Annotated in this window: 16 protein-coding genes and 1 pseudogene; 4 read left to right on the top strand and 13 right to left on the bottom strand. The window is 62.4% G+C overall.

Translation table 11 applies throughout. The annotated features are described in order from the left end of the window. The first annotated feature begins 95 nt into the window (after window positions 1-95). Window positions 96-812 (top strand): DUF805 domain-containing protein, encoded by a 717-nt coding sequence (locus NKJ90_RS13415; protein ID WP_023758958.1) that lies wholly within the window; start codon window positions 96-98, stop codon window positions 810-812. Here NKJ90_RS13415 and NKJ90_RS13410 read toward each other — a convergent pair. The 13 genes and pseudogenes from NKJ90_RS13410 to NKJ90_RS13350 all read right to left on the bottom strand — a co-directional run. Then, window positions 802-1,290, bottom strand: a complete 489-nt coding sequence (locus tag NKJ90_RS13410) for a GNAT family N-acetyltransferase (protein ID WP_023758959.1) — start codon at window positions 1,288-1,290, stop codon at window positions 802-804. The two genes, NKJ90_RS13415 and NKJ90_RS13410, sit on opposite strands and share 11 nt — an antisense overlap. 5 nt (window positions 1,291-1,295) lie before the next feature. Continuing rightward, window positions 1,296-2,399 (bottom strand): 3-isopropylmalate dehydrogenase, encoded by a 1,104-nt coding sequence (leuB, locus tag NKJ90_RS13405; protein ID WP_023758960.1) that lies wholly within the window; start codon window positions 2,397-2,399, stop codon window positions 1,296-1,298. 90 nt (window positions 2,400-2,489) lie between these two features. After that, window positions 2,490-2,840, bottom strand: coding sequence for a VOC family protein (locus NKJ90_RS13400; protein ID WP_023758961.1), 351 nt, complete (start codon window positions 2,838-2,840; stop codon window positions 2,490-2,492). Between the two features lie 11 nt (window positions 2,841-2,851). Continuing rightward, window positions 2,852-3,235 carry a RidA family protein gene (locus NKJ90_RS13395; protein WP_023758962.1) on the bottom strand — a complete coding sequence of 128 codons (384 nt, stop codon included), beginning with the start codon at window positions 3,233-3,235 and terminating at the stop codon, window positions 2,852-2,854. Between the two features lie 312 nt (window positions 3,236-3,547). Next, on the bottom strand, window positions 3,548-4,471 hold the full coding sequence (locus NKJ90_RS13390; RefSeq protein ID WP_023762457.1) for an Ivy family c-type lysozyme inhibitor: 924 nt from the start codon (window positions 4,469-4,471) through the stop codon (window positions 3,548-3,550). A 55-nt stretch (window positions 4,472-4,526) separates the two neighbouring features. Beyond that, window positions 4,527-5,132 carry a 3-isopropylmalate dehydratase small subunit gene (leuD, locus tag NKJ90_RS13385; protein WP_023762456.1) on the bottom strand — a complete coding sequence of 202 codons (606 nt, stop codon included), beginning with the start codon at window positions 5,130-5,132 and terminating at the stop codon, window positions 4,527-4,529. A gap of 220 nt (window positions 5,133-5,352) precedes the next feature. Continuing rightward, window positions 5,353-6,519: an NAD(P)/FAD-dependent oxidoreductase gene (locus tag NKJ90_RS13380; protein WP_023762455.1), complete on the bottom strand. Its 1,167-nt coding sequence runs from the start codon at window positions 6,517-6,519 to the stop codon at window positions 5,353-5,355. A 28-nt stretch (window positions 6,520-6,547) separates the two neighbouring features. Further along, window positions 6,548-8,149, bottom strand: a complete 1,602-nt coding sequence (locus NKJ90_RS13375) for a sensor histidine kinase (protein ID WP_023762454.1) — start codon at window positions 8,147-8,149, stop codon at window positions 6,548-6,550. After that, window positions 8,140-8,832 carry a response regulator transcription factor gene (locus tag NKJ90_RS13370; RefSeq protein WP_023762453.1) on the bottom strand — a complete coding sequence of 231 codons (693 nt, stop codon included), beginning with the start codon at window positions 8,830-8,832 and terminating at the stop codon, window positions 8,140-8,142. The genes NKJ90_RS13375 and NKJ90_RS13370 overlap by 10 nt, the downstream gene beginning before the upstream one ends. Window positions 8,833-8,835: 3 nt before the next feature. Next, the gene (locus NKJ90_RS13365; protein WP_245266846.1) at window positions 8,836-9,051 is read right to left on the bottom strand and encodes a hypothetical protein; all 216 of its coding nucleotides are present in this window, start codon (window positions 9,049-9,051) and stop codon (window positions 8,836-8,838) included. A gap of 682 nt (window positions 9,052-9,733) precedes the next feature. Then, complete coding sequence (locus NKJ90_RS13360; RefSeq protein WP_023762449.1) at window positions 9,734-10,798, bottom strand: cyclic nucleotide-gated potassium channel; 1,065 nt, start codon at window positions 10,796-10,798, stop codon at window positions 9,734-9,736. A gap of 219 nt (window positions 10,799-11,017) precedes the next feature. Further along, window positions 11,018-12,103 carry an adenylate/guanylate cyclase domain-containing protein gene (locus NKJ90_RS13355; RefSeq protein WP_352486167.1) on the bottom strand — a complete coding sequence of 362 codons (1,086 nt, stop codon included), beginning with the start codon at window positions 12,101-12,103 and terminating at the stop codon, window positions 11,018-11,020. A gap of 57 nt (window positions 12,104-12,160) precedes the next feature. Continuing rightward, window positions 12,161-12,400, bottom strand: a pseudogene (locus NKJ90_RS13350) (2Fe-2S iron-sulfur cluster-binding protein); the annotation flags it as partial. 413 nt (window positions 12,401-12,813) lie between these two features. Between NKJ90_RS13350 and NKJ90_RS13345 the strand changes: the two are divergent. Genes NKJ90_RS13345 through NKJ90_RS13335 form a run of 3 tightly spaced genes read left to right on the top strand, consistent with a single transcriptional unit; the run spans window position 12,814 to window position 16,467 of the window. Continuing rightward, the gene (locus NKJ90_RS13345; RefSeq protein ID WP_031261200.1) at window positions 12,814-14,028 is read left to right on the top strand and encodes a glycosyltransferase family protein; all 1,215 of its coding nucleotides are present in this window, start codon (window positions 12,814-12,816) and stop codon (window positions 14,026-14,028) included. Between the two features lies 1 nt (window position 14,029). Continuing rightward, window positions 14,030-15,274, top strand: a complete 1,245-nt coding sequence (locus NKJ90_RS13340) for a glycosyltransferase (protein WP_023762446.1) — start codon at window positions 14,030-14,032, stop codon at window positions 15,272-15,274. Next, window positions 15,271-16,467 carry a glycosyltransferase family protein gene (locus tag NKJ90_RS13335; RefSeq protein ID WP_352486143.1) on the top strand — a complete coding sequence of 399 codons (1,197 nt, stop codon included), beginning with the start codon at window positions 15,271-15,273 and terminating at the stop codon, window positions 16,465-16,467. Before NKJ90_RS13340 ends, NKJ90_RS13335 begins: the two co-directional genes overlap by 4 nt. Window positions 16,468-16,553 lie beyond the last annotated feature (86 nt).

The raw sequence follows: 16,553 nt of genomic DNA, 5'->3' as shown, positions 1-16,553 counted from the left end.
TTCCGGCAGCGACGGCAGGCACTTCATGGTGCCGCTTGCCCATCGGCTCGGCCCTGTGCCACATCTTGATCGGGACGTGGCGAGAGGGGTGGCCTATGCGCGGCGAGGTGCTTCACTATGACGAGGACCAGGGTTTCGGCTTCATCATTGGAGACGATGGCAACCGTTACACCTTCAGCCGCGAGAACCTGCGCCGGGAAAGCGCCATGCCCAGGGGCACCGTCGTCGAGTTCCAGCCGGGCGGCGGTCAGGCGCGCGATGTCTTTTCGATTGGTGTCCGGACCGCCATCGAGGCGCCGCACGTTGACGCCGGAACCAACACCGCACCGATTGAAGCTGGCAACGCACCCGCAGCTTCCGCTGTCCATGCGCCGCATTTCGGCCGCTCGTCCGGACCAGTCGAGCCCACCGGCCTCTGGGACTATTTCTGGCGCGGCGTGACGCAGAACTATTTCAATTTCGCCGGCCGGGCCCGCCGCAAGGAATATTGGGGCTATTTCCTGTTCTGGGTGGTCTCGCTGCTGATCATCGGCGGCATCGGTCTTTTCGCCGACAGCGAAATGGGCAATTTCGACAGCAGCGTATCGGCGGCGGTAACCGTTGGCCTTTGCGTCACCTTCGTGCTGGCGACCCTGCTGCCAAGCCTCGGCATGACCGTTCGCCGCATCCATGACATCGGCCTGTCGGGCTGGCTCTATCTGGTGGTGCTCATCCCGACCATCGGCAGCCTGATCATCCTGGTCTTCGCGCTGATCCCGACGCAGGCACGGGAAAACCAGTGGGGGCCGGTGCCGGCAGGCGTCAGGGTTTAGGGACGATAGCCTTCAAGGCGTCGTCCGAAAGCCGGAGAAAGACCTTCTGGCCGTGGCGTTCGGCGCCGAGCCTCGCGTAGAAACGCAGCGCGCCCTCGTTCCAGTCTTCGGAGGTCAGGTCGATGCGACCGATGCCGTGGCTAAGGCAATGATCGGCGAGAAAGCCGATCAACGCCCGGCCGACGCTGGCGTTGCGGATGTTGTCGCGCACGAACAGGTCCTTGAGGAACAGCAGCCGCTCAAGATCGATACCCGGATGCGCGATTGCCACCGACGCCAGGCCGCTGACCTCGCCGTCGACGAAGGCGAGCGCGAAATGCGGATAGGCCGGACTTTCCTCGCCAAGCCATTTGCGTGCGGCAGACAGGGCCCGGTCGGCATCGAGGCGCGGCTGCCGGTAATGCTCCGCCATCTCGCACAGTATGGCCGCCAGTGCCGCCGCGTCCTCGATCGTCGCCCAGCGGACGTCGACCGCCATGCGGATCAGCCGAGGAACCTGGCGATGATCGCGTCGCCCATCTCGACGGTGCCGACCTCGGTCATGCCGGGGGAGAAAATGTCCTTGGTGCGCAAGCCTGCGTCGAGCACGGCGGCGATCGCGCTTTCGACACGGTCGGCTTCAGCAACCATGCCGAAGGAATAGCGCAGGCACATGGCGAAGGAGGCGATCATGGCGATCGGGTTGGCAATGCCCTTGCCGGCAATATCCGGCGCCGAGCCGTGCACCGGCTCGTACAGCGCCTTGCGCTTCTTGGTCTTCACGTCGGGCGCGCCGAGCGAGGCCGACGGCAGCATGCCGATCGAGCCGGTCAGCATCGCGGCGATGTCGGACAGCATGTCGCCGAACAGATTGTCGGTGACGATGACGTCGAACTGCTTTGGCCAGCGCACCAGCTGCATGCCGCCGGCATCGGCCAGCATGTGGTCGAGCTTGACGTCTGAATAGCGCGCCTTGTGCGTTTGGGTGACGACCTCGTTCCACAACACGCCGGACTTCATCACATTGCGCTTTTCCATCGAGGTGACATGGTTCTTGCGGGTGCGTGCCAGCTCGAAGGCGACGCCCGAAATGCGCTCGATCTCGAACGTGTCGTAGACCTGCGTGTCGATGCCGCGCTTCTGGCCATTGCCGAGATCGATGATCTGCTTCGGCTCGCCGAAATAGACGCCGCCGGTCAGCTCGCGCACGATTAGGATGTCGAGACCCTCGACCACCTCCTGCTTGAGCGACGAGGACGCCGCCAGCGCCGGATAGCAGATGGCCGGGCGCAGGTTGGCGAACAGTTCCATGTCCTTGCGCAGGCGCAGCAGGCCGGCTTCGGGGCGCACCTCGTAGGGCACCGCATCCCATTTCGGACCGCCGACGGCGCCGAACAGCACCGCATCCGCCGCCATCGCCTTTTCCATGTCGGCATCGGAGATCGCCGCGCCATGCGCATCATAGGCACAGCCGCCGACCAGACCTTCGTCAGTGGAGAAATCGCTGCCAAGCTTGTCGTTCATGACAGCAATCAGTTTCTTGACCTCGGCCATGGCCTCTGGACCGATGCCGTCGCCGGCGAGCAGGAAAAGATGCTTCGTTGCCATGGAGAACCGTCCCAGAAAGAATGCGTTGCGATTTGCGGCCTTGCTAAACGCCAAGCGCTTGGCGCGCAAGCCCGCGCGCCATAACCATGATCACTGGTGCGAGAGAATGTTGACCAGCCGGCCGAACGGATCGCGCACGTAGAAGCGCCGTACGCCCCAAGGCTCGTCGGCCGGCCCGTATTCGATGGCGAAGCCGGCGGCACTCATGGCATCGAGCGCCGCATCGACATCGTCGACCTCGATCGAGAGATCCGGCACCGGCGTACCGGAGCCGCCTTGCGCCATGAAACTGACCTGCACCTGCATCTCTTGATCGGAACCGTAGGTCGCGATCCAGCCAAGATCCATCAGCACATCGAGGCCGAGCACGTCCTGGTAGAAGGGCTGTGCCGCAGCGATATCAGGTGTCTCGATGTTGGCAACGATACGCCGGACTTTCATCTGCCCGCCTTTCACGCCGTGCGCCGCAGCGCCGTCACCTCGATCTCGATCTTCATTTCCGGTCTGTTGAGCTGGCAGACGATCATCGTCGCCGCCGGCCTGATGTCGCCGAACGTCTCGCCGAGGATCGGGAAGACGACATCCACGAAGGCCTGGTCGGTGATGTAGTAATGCGCCCGCACCACATCGGCCATCTCGAAGCCGCCGTCCTGGAGAGCCTTGCCGATCGTCGCCAGGCAATTGCGCGTCTGCGCTTCCACCGTCTCCGGCATCGTCATTGTCGCATAGTCGTAACCGGTCGTCCCCGACACGAAACACCAGTCGCCCTGCACCACCGCGCGCGAATAGCCGGCGGTCTTTTCGAACGGCGAGCCGGTGGAGATCAGTTTTCGCATGGGAGGTCTCCTTGCAGGTCAGTGCGGCCATTCTGCAGGCAAGATGCCGGTTCGGCCATGGGCCAACGCAGAGGGATCGGCGGTGCAAACTCGATGCCGGCGGGGCAGCACCCCCCTCTGGCCTGCCGGCCATCTCCCCCGCAAGGAGGGAGATTGGCAGCTTTGACGAACCGCCATTCTTGCAACGTTGAAAGATTTGCGAAAGTCGTGGTGACGGCCGATCTCCCCCCTTGCGGGGGAGATGCCCGGCAGGGCAGAGGGGGGTGTGAAGGATCGCGGCGTAACAATCTTCAGTTCACCACCGACAAATGCCTAATTCGCCGAGCCCAGCGCCTTGTCCAGCGCCTCCTTGACATCGGCCGGCCATGTCGCCACTGCCGGCCAGGCGTTCGGCTCGCCATTGTCGCCGCGGCGGGCGAAGTAGAGCTTGTGCTTGGCCGGGTCGACCGCCATGAAACCGTCATTGCCGCCGCAGTTATGCGGCACACAGCCGCTGGCGTAGAAGGCGCCCGACGCTGTCTTTTCCGTGCCGCCGCCGACCAGCAGGCTGGTCGCCATGTCGGGCATGTCCTTGCCCAGCAGCTTTTCAGCTTCCTTGTAGACAGCCTCGTTGTGGAAGGCGTCGATGATGTTCTGGTACTTTTCCGGATCGATGTCCTTCCAGTCCGTGCCGGGTTCCGGCATGTAGCTCAGATTGCCTGAAATCGTCAGCCCGTCGGTCGGCGACCATTGCAAAGCCGGCTTCTGGTCGCCTGGCAACAGATAGGGTACGAAATAGATGGCGTTGTCCGACACCGCCGATGGCGGCGCGCCGCAGTCGTCCTGCTCGACCGTGGTGCTCTGGATGGTGCCGCCTTCCGGCTTCCAGACGATCACTGTCGCCGGCCCGCATTGATTGCCGCCATCGCCGACATCGAACAGCGCCACCTTGACGCCGCCGACCTCGACTATTTTGTCGAAGAAGACATCATAATTGGTGGCCAGCTGCTTGCCGTCATAGGCAAGCACCTTCTCACCGTCCTGTTCCGGTTGGGTGATGGTCAGCTGGCCGCCCTCGAATGGCACAGGCGCTTGGCTGTCGTCGTCGGAAGCGTCGGCGGCATCTGTCCCCTGGTTGGTGGCAGGCCTTTCGGCCGCCGGCGCTGGCGCGGCGGGCGTCTGCGTCTGGGCGTGGCCGACGGCAGTCAGCAAAACAAACGCCAGCCCGCAGGTGCCGGCAAGAAGCGAACGAGTCATGACCGTCCCTCCACTCAGTCGCAACGAACCCGCCTATCCGCCCGGAGCGTACCGCTCAGGCCCACGGACGCTGTTCGGCGTTCTTCTTCTCGAACGAAGCGATGGCGCCGGCCTTCTCCATGGTCAGGCCGATGTCGTCGAGCCCGTTGAGCAGGCAGTGCCGCTTGAAGTCGTCGAGGTCGAAGGTGACCACGCCACCATCTGGCCCGCGGATTTCCTTGGCCTCGAGATCGACCGACACCGTGGCGTTGGAACCGCGTGACGCGTCGTCCATCAGCTTCTCGAGATCCTCGGGGCTGACGGTGATCGGCAGAATGCCGTTCTTGAAGCAGTTGTTGTAGAAAATGTCGGCGAACGAGGTCGAGATGACGCAGCGAATGCCGAAATCGAGCAGCGCCCACGGTGCATGCTCTCTGCTCGAGCCGCAGCCGAAATTGTCGCCGGCGACCAGAATCTGCGCCTTGCGGTAGGCCGGCTTGTTGAGCACGAAATCCGGATTTTCCGAACCGTCGTCCTTGTAGCGCATTTCGGCGAAAAGGCCGGTGCCGAGCCCGGTGCGCTTGATCGTCTTCAGATAATCCTTGGGGATGATCATGTCGGTGTCGACATTGACGATCGGCATCGGAGCCGCGACGCCGGTGAGCTTGGTGAATTTTTCCATGGCTTTTGCCCGTGTTTTCGTTGCGGGGGAATTTGCTGACGCCGGTTTACACAATGCCGGCGGCAAATAAAAGGCAGCTGTTTGTGCGCGGTGGCGCAAGCCATGATGGATGTCACCCGAAAGTAGCTCCGGTTTCCGGCCACAAAGGATCACCTGACTTGCAACAGCCTGAGATGGGAAGGATCGCTGCGGAACAGGTTCCGTTCCGCAGCGCCGCCGCTCAAATCACATTCAATTCCCGAAACGCCCGCCCTTCCGCGACCCGGCCATACCCAAACGCCGAACAGTCCACCGTGCGATACCCCCCATGCACGATCAGTTCGGCCAGCGCCTTGCCGACCGCCGGCGCCTGCTGCAGGCCGTGGCCGGAGAACCCGTTGGCAAAGATAAAATTGCCGACTTGAGGATGTGGGCCGATCACCGCGTTCTGGTCGAGTGTGTTGTAGTCGTAGTGGCCGGCCCAGGCGCGCGTCGGCTTGATCGCCTCGAAGGCCGGAATGCGGGTCGCCAACACCGGCCAGATCACCTCTTCGAACAGCGGCCAATCAACCTCGAAATCCCCAGGGGCGGCCGGGCCATCGCCCTCTTCCGGTTCGGCACCGCCGGTGAGATAGACCGAACCTTCCGGGCGCACATAGATGCCGGACGGGTCGACCAGCAGCGGCATGTCGGTGTATTTCTCGCGCGCCTCGAAAACGAAGACATTGCGTTTGCGCGGCTCTACCGGCAGCGCCAGGCCGGCCATGCCGGCCACCTTGCCGGCGTTCGGCCCAGCGGCGTTGACGACGATGCCGGCCTCCAGCACCTCACCATTGTCGAGCCTGACGCTGGTGACGCGGTTGCCGTCGCGCGCAATATCGGTGACATCAGCGGTGATGAAATCGATCTTCTTCTCGCGCAGCGCCTTGCGGAACAGCATCAGCATCGCATGCGCGTCGAACCAGCCCTCGCCTGTCCGGCCATAGGCACCGGCGGTGATGCCTTCGGCCGATAGCCACGGGAAGCGGCGCACGAGCCTGTCGGCGTCCTCGAGAACGATGTCGGCGCCCTCGGCCATCTGCGCCTCGTGATTGGCCTTCAGGATCGGCAGCCCGTCCTCGCCGGCAAGGATGAGATAGCCACCCTCGCGAAAGCCGATATCGGCATCCGCGCCGAACTCTTCCTTCAGCCGCCGGAACAGGTTCAGCGTGAACTGCGACAGCCGGATGTTTTCCGGGATCGAGAATTGTTGGCGGATCGAGGCCATGGACAGCGTCGTTGCCGCGTGGGCGAACTGCGGATCGCGCTCGATCAAGGCGATCGAGCCGGAAAACCCTTCCTCGCGCAGATAATAGGCGACCGAGGATCCGACGATGGCCCCGCCGATGATGACGATGTCGTAGCGCACTTTTTTCTCCGATCCTTTGCCCGCGTCCTCACGCGACCGGCAAAATGATCTCGAAGCGCGTGCCGCGCTCGGAGTCAACCAGCGCGATCATACCATCATGCGCTTTCAGGAGGGCCAGCACGATGCCGAGGCCCATGCCGGTGCCGCCCGATTCGCGCCTTGTGGTGAAGAACGGCTCGAAGATGCGCGCCCGGTTGGCGGGCGAAATGCCGGCACCGTTGTCGCTGACCAGGATGCGCGCCTTGCCACCGGCGCTCATCGCGGCAATCGAAACCTGCGTCGCGCCGTGCCTAGCCGAATTGTCGATGAGATTGGCAAGCACGATTGCCGCGTTCTCCGCCGATATGCGCAAGACCAGATCGCCGCCGGCCTCGACGTGAACAGCCAGCCTGTTGTCCACCGGGAGCAGCGCCCGTGCCGCGCCGATCGAGGTGCTTTCGCCGCTCGGCGCCAGGTTTTCGGCGCGCGCCAGGTCGAGCAGGCGCCGTACCAGCAGATTGAGCCGCCCGGCATCGGTGACAATATTGTTGGAGAAGCGCCGACGCTCCGTATCGTCCATCGCGCTTCCTGAATCGCGCAGCAATTCGGCCGCGCCCTGGATCGCCGTCAGTGGCGATTTGAGTTCGTGCGAGACATGGGTGGCAAACGTCTGGATGGAATCCGAGCGCGCCTGCAGTTTTTCGGCCATGTCGAGGAAGGCGGCGGAAAGCTCGGCCATCTCGTATGTGCCGTGGTGGTCGAGCGGCCGGATCGCCGCTCGGTCGCCGGCGGCGATGCGCTCGGTGCGATCGATCAGCGCATAGATCGGCCGGCTGACGGTGCGCAGGAAGACCAGGCCGATGAGCAGCGTGCCGCCGAGAATGGCGATCGCCGCCAACGTCACTTTGCCGCGCTCGCCATAGAGATGTTTCATGATGTTGTTGGGCGTCCGCGACACATAGACCACGCCAGCGACTTGGCCATCGACGGCCACCGGCAAGGCGACGAAGACACGCACCTTGGTGCCGCGGCTGACCGAATAGAGCGGTGGCGCCGGCTGGTCGGGGATGCGCAGCCTGAGCGCGCTGGCATAGCGGCCGGCGAGTGCCTCGCGCACCTCCTCGACCGCGCCAAGCGACTGGCCGATCTCGCCGCGCCCGGCGATGACGACGCCTGTGGGATCGAGCAATCGGAAACCGGCCAGCGTGGTTTTCTGTGTGGCGTCGAGGATACCGGACAGGCGCTTTCCGATCGCGGCGAAGGCGGGATCGGCGGTGCCTGGCATGGCCACTGGCCGGGTCGGAAGCACATAATCCGAAGCGAGATCGAGACGCGGTTCGATCGGCCTGTACAGCGGGTCCGGATTGACGCTTCGGCTCGCGCCTGCGTTTGCCTGCGGCATCGGTGCGCCGAGTTTGTGCGGGGCAATGCCGGCATCGCGCACGTCCTGCGCATAGATGGCGGCGATGGCCGCCCCTTGCGCGATCAGCTCCGCCTCGGTCTGGCGGATCAGCTGGTTCTCGTAGAGGCGGAAGAAGAACAGGCCGACCAGTGGCAAGGCCATCACCAGGATCAGGATGGCGACGACGACCGTGGCGAGGCGAGGCCGCCATTTGCGGCCGATCCATTTTCGCGAAGTCGTCAGCCGCATCGGCCGAGCCGGAAGCCGACGCCATGCACGGTCTCGATGGCATCCAGGCAACCCACTTCTGCCAGCTTGGCGCGGATGTTTCGGATATGGCTGTCGACGGTGCGGCCGGCGACATGGATGTTGGCGGCATAGGCACTTGCCATCACCGCGTCGCGGTCGAGCACATGCGTCGGCCGCGCCAAAAACCCCTTCAGGATCGAGAACTCTATCCCCGTCAGGGCAAGCGGCTTGCCGTCGAAGCTGGCGGCATGGCTGGCCGGTGCCAAAGCAAGTTTGCCGTGCACGAACTGCCGGTCGTCCACCGGTTCGGGCGGCGCCGGGCGGGCGCGCCGCAGGATGACGTTGACCCGGGCCACCAGCTCGCGCGGGCTGAACGGTTTCGTCACATAGTCGTCGCCGCCCATTTCGAGGCCCAATATGCGATCGATCTCTTCGTCACGCGCCGACAGGAACAGCACCGGCACATCGGATGTGTGCCGCAGCCGCCGGCAGACCTCCAGCCCATCCATCTCCGGCATGCCAATGTCGAGCACGACGAGGTCGGGTGCCTTCCGCCCGATCGCTTGCAGGGCGGCGGCGCCGTCGGCCACTCCTTGCGTTTTCATGCCGGCCTTCTCCAGCGCAAAGCAGATCACTTCGCGGATATGCGGATCGTCGTCGGCGACGAGGATGTGATGCGGCATCGATCAGCGGCCCGGCAAATGGGATTCGATATGGTCAGGAACCACGAACGGGTCCTTGGTGTCGAGAGTGCGCAGCAGCCGCCAGTCGAGGGAACGCCCCTGGCCGGTCATTTCGAAGGAATGGCGACATTGTAATTGGCAATCAGCGCGGCGAAATTGATGAAACAGCCGGCATAGAGCGCCAGAGATAACGTCGGAAGATTGGCCGACAGCAGCCATTCGTTGGATTTCCCAGCGCGATGCCGGCGGCAAGCAGGAAGGCGAACAGGAAAACCGTGATCCCGGCAGGTTGGCCATAAAAGAGAAATTCCGCAAGTGCTGGCAGCAGCACGGCAACGCCGAAGCGGCTGCAACAGCTCGGCACGGCTGTGAACGACGAGGTCATCACCTGGCTTCCCTGATGGCTTCGGGCCGGATTGACGCCGGGCGCTTGCGGCCAAAGGGAATGAGGATCGCCAAAGAGTTTGCGCACGGCGGATCGGCCAGCCACCAGCCTTCACTGCGCAGCCGATAAGGCAGGGACCAACAGGGTTTTTCTCGCTTTTGCATGCCCCCCGGTCTCGCAGGTCGGCGAGGTAACGGTGCGGCGGATGCGAGGAGGTTTCCCGCAAGCTTGTGCAGTTTTCGTGCAGGGCTGGGGCAACCACTTCGAACTGGAATTTGCCCACCCTCCAGAGGTTGGTGCAGCCCCTCATCTGCCTGCCGGCATCTTCTCCCCGTAAACGACGGCCTCCGGGAACTTCTCAGCTTTCTGAAGTTCGAGCGTCTGCCGCAACAGCATGTCGTCGGCCTTCGCGCGAGACAGCCAAGCGAGGCGATGTCAGGCGGTCACCAGGGACAACAGAATGGCCGATAAGCGGCACACAACCTTGCCATCACATCCTCCTCGTGAAGAACACACCTAGTGCGGTGCCGCGCCGCGCCGCTCGAGCGCGGTCTTGCGGATGATTTCCGCGATCTCCGGGCTGCTGCTGCACAGCATCTGGAAATCCGCCGAGTGCAGCGACAGGAGCGAGACCACCGTTGCGGCGCTGACGGTCGCCGAGCGCGGTTCGCCGCTGATCAGCGCCATCTCGCCGAAGAAGGCGCCAGGGCCAAGCTCCACCGGGTTCGGCGTCGCGACGCTGACGCGCCCCTCCACGACGAAGAACATCTGGTCACCGGTCTCGCCATTGCGGCAGATCACGGCGCCCGCCGGCATGACGCGAGGTCTTAACGCGCGCACGATCTCGACTAGCGCGGCCGGGCCGAGCTTCTGAAACAACGGCACGGCGGCGACCAATTGCCAATTGCGAACGAAATCCTCGCGACGCACTTCTTGATAAAAGCCGGTGGCAAGAATGCCAGCCCAGAGCGCGAAGATGCCGATGCCACTCATCATGACCATGCCGGCCAGGACGCGGCCGGCGAAGCTTTGCGGAATAGCGTCGCCATAGCCGGTGGTGGACAGCGTGACCACCGCCCACCACATTGCCTGGGGGATGCTGCCGAACTTTTCCGGTTGGGCGCCGCGCTCGATGACATAGGCCGCCAGCGCGACACCGAACAGAACGACGCCGAAGAGCGTCGTGACGCCGATCAGGTTGCGCGCTTCGTTGGTCAGGATCCTGCCCAGCAGCGGGAAGAAAGTCGAGTCGCGCAGAGGTTTCAGCAGCCAGACAGCACAGTAGAGGCTCCGGTCGGGCATGCCGACGAGTAGAAAGGCGGCAAGCGGAACCAAAACCGCGAGCACATCAATTGCGATTGCCGGCGTCCTGTCCCGAACGTCTCCCGCGCGGCGCTTGAGCAGCGTCTCGGCCAGTTGCAGGAGATAGACGCCCCAGATGACCGCGAGGACCGCAGCCAGAGCCAGTCTGCTTCGTCCGGACATGTCCGGTGTCGTGAGCGTAGCCACCGCCACAAGCCCAATCGCAGCCAGCAGCGCGTTGAGCGGCGCGTAAATTCTTAAGAAAGGCAGTACCGACATTCTATGCTCACGAGCGGTTACCAGCCTCCAAACTAGGATGTCTTCAAGGCAAGCGCAAAGGTGCCGCCGTCGCGGCGACGTGCATTATCAACGGCAAACTCAGATATCCCGGATTGCTTCGTGACCGGAAGTGAACAGCAAGCCACAACCGACGAGAATGACCCAATCCGGACATTGCAATGGGTCCGACGGAAAAACTGAAATATCGGGCCGTCGTTTTCACTCGAGCCCGATCCACACAAAGCCGTCCTGCTTTCGGCAAGGATATACGATCAACTTTGCGCGGTTCTTCGAAATGTCACCCAAATATTCAAGTCCCGCCCTGGTACCGTCGTGCTCCAACTTGGCCCACTGCCTGATTTCGCCGGTAAGCAGGTCGAAACAACTCTGATGCCAGCGGCAGACCAGGCCAAGATCTGCGGTGATCGTGCTCCCCGTGTGTGGGAGCTGCAGCGCCTCGACCTGAGCGGAACTTCGGCGTTCGTAGAGCGGCAGATGAAGATGCGGGCAAGCATTGTTGAAGGCGCAATAGTTGTCGGATCCGCGAACGACAACTATATCGTAATCTTCAAAATCGAGAATCCGACGTTCGTAGGGCTGAAGCTCGTCTTCGGAAAAAGCACGAACCCACCTCCTGCCGCCGTGGCGGATGGTTTCGCGAAGCCCCTTGGAATTCAGCTCGGCGTCAATTTCGGGCTTCAGCCTGACGATTTCGAACAGGCTTGTGCGCTCGGCGGTACCGCGAAGGCGCACCCTGACGAAGTCGCCGATTTCCACCTTTTCGGCGATCTGGTCGCGAAGGGCCTCGGATATTAGCAAGCGCGTACCGGCATCTTTATTGGCGGACTCGACCCGGCTGGCCAGATTTACAACGTCGCCGATGGCCGTGAGACGTTCGTGTCCAGCAAAACCCAATGTGCCGATGACGGCTTCGCCATAGTTGAGGCCGATACGAATATCGAAATCGATGCCATACATCGAGGCAAAGAACGGCTTCAGACGATCGACTGTGGCGAGGGTCTGAAGTGCGGCGTTCACGGCGCGGAGCGGAGCGTCTGGCTGGTCGTCGATACCGAATATTGCCATGAGCCCATCGCCGATCAGTTTGTCGATGAAACCGCCATTCTGCTCGATGATGTCGCCGACCTGGGCGAAGTAGCGATTGAGCAGATACATCACGTCGTAGGGGGAAAGCCGCTCCGACAGCGCTGTGAAATCTACAATGTCGCTGAAGAAGACCGCAACACGCCTTGCTTCACCGCAACGCGTCGCGGCAGAAGCACCAAGCTGGCTGGTGATCATCATGTCGGTTTCGTCTAGCACGAGGCGTCGGACGCGAAGCTCGCCTTCCGGCCGGAGCTGACAGGCCAGCCGAACTTCATCGGCCAATCTCAACCGGTTCGCCATCTGGGTTTCGTCGGGATTGCGGTCCGGGCAAGCCTCAATGCCGTCGAGAACCCAAACGCGGCATGTCGAGCATTTCGCCCTGCCGCCGCATGCGTGGGCAAATGGCACGCCCGATCTGAGAGCCGCCTCAAGCAAGGTCTCACCTGCGGCCACGTCGAAATCCACTCTGTCGGGTAAAGCGGTTGCTTTGGTCATATCACCGAACACCGGTCCGTCGCGTTAACTGGCTGTCAGTGTAGCACCAATCGGCTCGGGCGGTGGAATCGTGCAAAATTCGGGCACCGACGAAGCCGAAATGGTTTCGTTGCGAGGACCGGACCGTAAGCCGTTGCAGCGGCAGCGACCGCTTGCCGAGCGGACAACGAGGGTTCATCACGGCGGACCGTGTGGCGGGGAACGGCCCGATCCTGGCCGGGCGGTGCCTGAAGCCTTCGGATGAAGGGCAAAGTCGATGAGTTCGCGGATAACTAGGCGATCTGCGGTTTTCTGCTAATACAAATTGAAAATTGCGCCGTCATGTTTCACAACAGGTCGGTACAGCCAGGGGGTTCCGAAGCCTGCGGGTTTGTCACGGTCCTCAAGGCGAGAATTCGAAAAGACGTTCAATAATGACCCAGCACGCAGAAAATGCTCGAATTCTCATGTACAGCCACGACACGTTCGGGCTTGGCCACTTGCAGCGCTGCCGGACGATCGCGCATTCGCTGGTCGAGGATTTCCGGGGACTTCAGGTGCTTATCATTTCGGGTGCGCCTATCGCGGGCGCCTTCGACTACCGCGCCCGTGTCGACTTCGTGAAGATCCCCAGCGTCATCAAATTGCGCAACGGCGAGTACACCTCGCTGGAAAAGGATATCGATCTGCATGAGACGCTAAGGATGCGCCAGTCGATCATCCGCCACACAGCCGAGACCTTCCGGCCGGATATCTTCATCGTCGACAAGGAACCGCTCGGCCTGCGCGGTGAGATTGAGGACACGCTGTCCTACCTCAAGACGCGGGGAACCACGCTGGTGCTTGGCCTGCGCGAGGTGATGGATGCGCCGCATCTGCTCGAAGCCGAGTGGGCACGCAGGGATGTGATGCGCAAGATAGGCCTGTTCTACGACAAGATCTGGGCCTATGGTCCGCCTGATTTCTACGATCCGTTGACCGGCTTGGATGTGCCGCCGGTTGTCAGGGCAAAGATGAGATTCGTCGGTTTCCTGCAACGGAGCCTGCAGCGGAACGAGTTGCCCGGCCACCGGCCCGAGGGCGATTATATCCTCGTTACCACCGGTGGCGGAGGCGACGGCGCCGAACTGATCCACGACGTCATCGATGCCTATCAGCAGGATCCGCAATTGCAACATAGGGCGCTGATCGTCCTTGGACCTTACATGCCGGCGCGCAAGCGCAACAAGCTGATCAAGAAGGGGTCCAAGATCCCCTACATCAAGATCATCGAGTTCGACAACCGCATGGAAGACCTGATTGCCGGCGCCAAGGCGGTTGTGGCGATGGGCGGTTACAACACCTATTGCGAGATACTATCTTTCGACAAGCCGGCGCTGATCGTGCCGCGCGTCGAGCCCCGCGAGGAACAACTGATCCGCGCTCGGCGCGCAGCCGAACTCGGCCTCATCGAGATGTTTTTGCCGGAAGAAGCCAAGGATTCCCAGCGGTTTGCCGATGCACTGGTGGCACTGCCGGACTGGCCCCGCCCATCACAGAGCAATCCGCATCTGACGCTGGAAGGGCTGCCTCATATTTCCGAAATCGTCGCGGAACTGCTCGACCGGCGGCCCGGCCATCGCCTGTCGGTCATTGAAGGAATGAACTGACTTGCGACATCGCAAGATTGTCGTGGTTCTGAAGGGCTATCCGCGCGTCTCGGAAACCTTTATCGCGCAGGAACTGCTCGGTCTGGAGCGCGCGGGGTTCGAGCTGATACTCGTCGCGCTCAGGCGGCCGACCGATGCAAAACGCCACCCCGTGCATGACGAGATCAAAGCGGCCGTCCACTATCTGCCGGAATATCTGCATGAAGAGCCGCTTCGCGTGCTTCGCTCGCTGTTTGCTTGTTTGCTGCGGCCGGGCTTCTGGCGCGCGCTCGGATCGCTGGCTGCCGATATCCCCCGCGACTTTACCCGCAATCGCGCGCGCCGTTTCGGGCAGGCGCTCGTGCTGGCGGCCGAATGGCCGAAAGACGCGGGATGGTTGCATGCGCATTTCGTGCACACGCCGGCATCGGTAACGCGCTATGCCAGCGAGCTTCTTAGCCTGCCCTGGAGCTGCTCGGCCCATGCCAAGGACATCTGGACTTCGGCGGACTGGGATTTGGCCGGCAAGCTTTCCTCGGCGCGCTGGACGGTCACTTGCACGAAGACCGGCTTCGACCGTCTGACGGAACTCGCTAACGGCAACTCGTCCGTGCATCTGAGCTACCATGGGCTCGACCTCGATCGTTTCGGCTGTTTTGGCGAGGCGCGAAAGCATCATGACGGCTCGGCGCTGGACGAACCGGTTATCCTTCTGAGTGTCGGGCGCGCCGTTGAAAAGAAAGGCTACGATACCTTGCTGGAGGCTCTTGCCCTCTTGCCTGGCGATTTGGCGTGGCGTTTCGAGCATATCGGCGACGGCGAGGAACTGGAACGGCTCAAGGTACTGGCGCAAAAGCTGGGACTGAGTGGTCGCGTCTCTTGGAAAGGCGCGCTCGCGCAGGAGGAGGTGCTTGAGCACTACCGCTGCGCCGACATCTTCGCCCTGGCCTGCAGGATCACCGCTAATGGCGACCGGGACGGTCTGCCGAATGTTCTGATGGAGGCGGCTAGCCAGCGGCTTGCCTGCGTGTCGACCAATATTTCCGGCGTGCCGGAGATTTTATCGCCGGATGAAACCGGGCTGCTGGTTCCGACGGAAAATCCAATTGCCCTGGCACAGGCGCTGGAGCGCCTGATCCGCGATCCCGTGCTGCGCACCCGCCTCGGCGACGCAGCAGAGCGGCGCGTGCGCGGCAACTTCGATCATCTGGCAAGCATTGGACAGCTCAAGGAACTGTTCGAGCGCGAGTGGCGGGCCGCCGATTGAACCGGCTGCGCGCCTTCCTTTACGTCCAGCACCTGCTCGGTATCGGTCATCTCGCGCGCTCTAGCCGCGTCGCGGCGGCTCTGGTCGACGACGGGTTTGACGTAACCGTTGTGACCGGCGGAGCGCCGGTCACGGGGTTTCCGGGACTCGGGGTAAAATCTGTAACCTTGCCACCTGTCACCTCCGGTGATGAAGGATTTTCCGGACTTGTCGATTTGCACGGCAAACCCATCGACGATGATTTCAGGAAACGGCGTTCAGAGATGCTGCTGCAGGCATTCCGGGATTGCAGGCCGGATATCGTCGTTATCGAGGCGTTTCCATTTGGACGCCGTCAGATGCGTTTCGAACTCTTGCCGCTGCTCGAGGCCATCGACGCGGCGTCGCCCAGACCGCTGCTGGCGACGTCCGTGCGTGATATCCTTCAGGAGCGCGTCAAGCCCGGCCGAAACGAGGAAACGGTCGATCTCATCAACGGGCATTTCGACCTTGTTATGGTCCATGGCGACCCGGCTTTCGCAACCATCGACAAGACATTTCCACTGGCTGGGGCGATCAGGGCCGAAGTCGCCTATACAGGGCTCGTTGCCGCGCCGCCATCGCCCGTGGGCTCCGAGCGCTTCGACGTTCTGGTGTCGGTTGGCGGCGGGGCTGCCGGAAAGAGCCTTGTCGGCTCCACCGTCGCAGCGGCGCGGAACGCCAACAACGGTTGGAAATGGTGTTTGATCACCGGCCCAAACCTGCCGAAAGACGAGTTTGACGCGATCGCAGGCGATGCCACGCCGGGCCTGTCCATCTTCCGGTTCCGCGAGGATTTCGCCAGCCTGCTGACCGGCGCCCGCCTGTCGGTGTCGCAGGCGGGTTACAACACGGTCTGCGATGTCCTGCGCGCGGGTTGTCGCTCCCTGCTCGTTCCATTTGCAGCCGGCGGTGAAACCGAACAAAACGTTCGCGCCCTGATGCTCGAAGAACTCGGTCTTGCAACGGTGCTGATGGAAAAGGACCTAACGCCTGAAGGTTTGACGCAAGCGATCGAACAGGCCCTTGTGGCACCTACGCCATCCGCGCATCGTCTCGATCTAGAAGGCGCGCGTCACTCGGCGCAAATCCTGCGCGAGCGGTATCGAACATGGTCCCTAGAAATGCGGCCCGGTTTCGGAAAAGCTCATGATCAACCGGACCCTGGAAACTAGTCTAGTTTCCGTCCACAAACGGCAAATAATTGATTTTGTTGAGTGAATCGTAGCTTTGCATGAGCAAGGCCCGGCGGTTTCAGGTA

Source organism: Mesorhizobium sp. M0051 (assembly GCF_040323235.1).
Taxonomy (GTDB): Bacteria; Pseudomonadota; Alphaproteobacteria; order Rhizobiales; family Rhizobiaceae; genus Mesorhizobium.
Note: the sequence above shows the minus strand (reverse complement) of the source record. Positions and strands in the feature narration are given on the sequence as shown.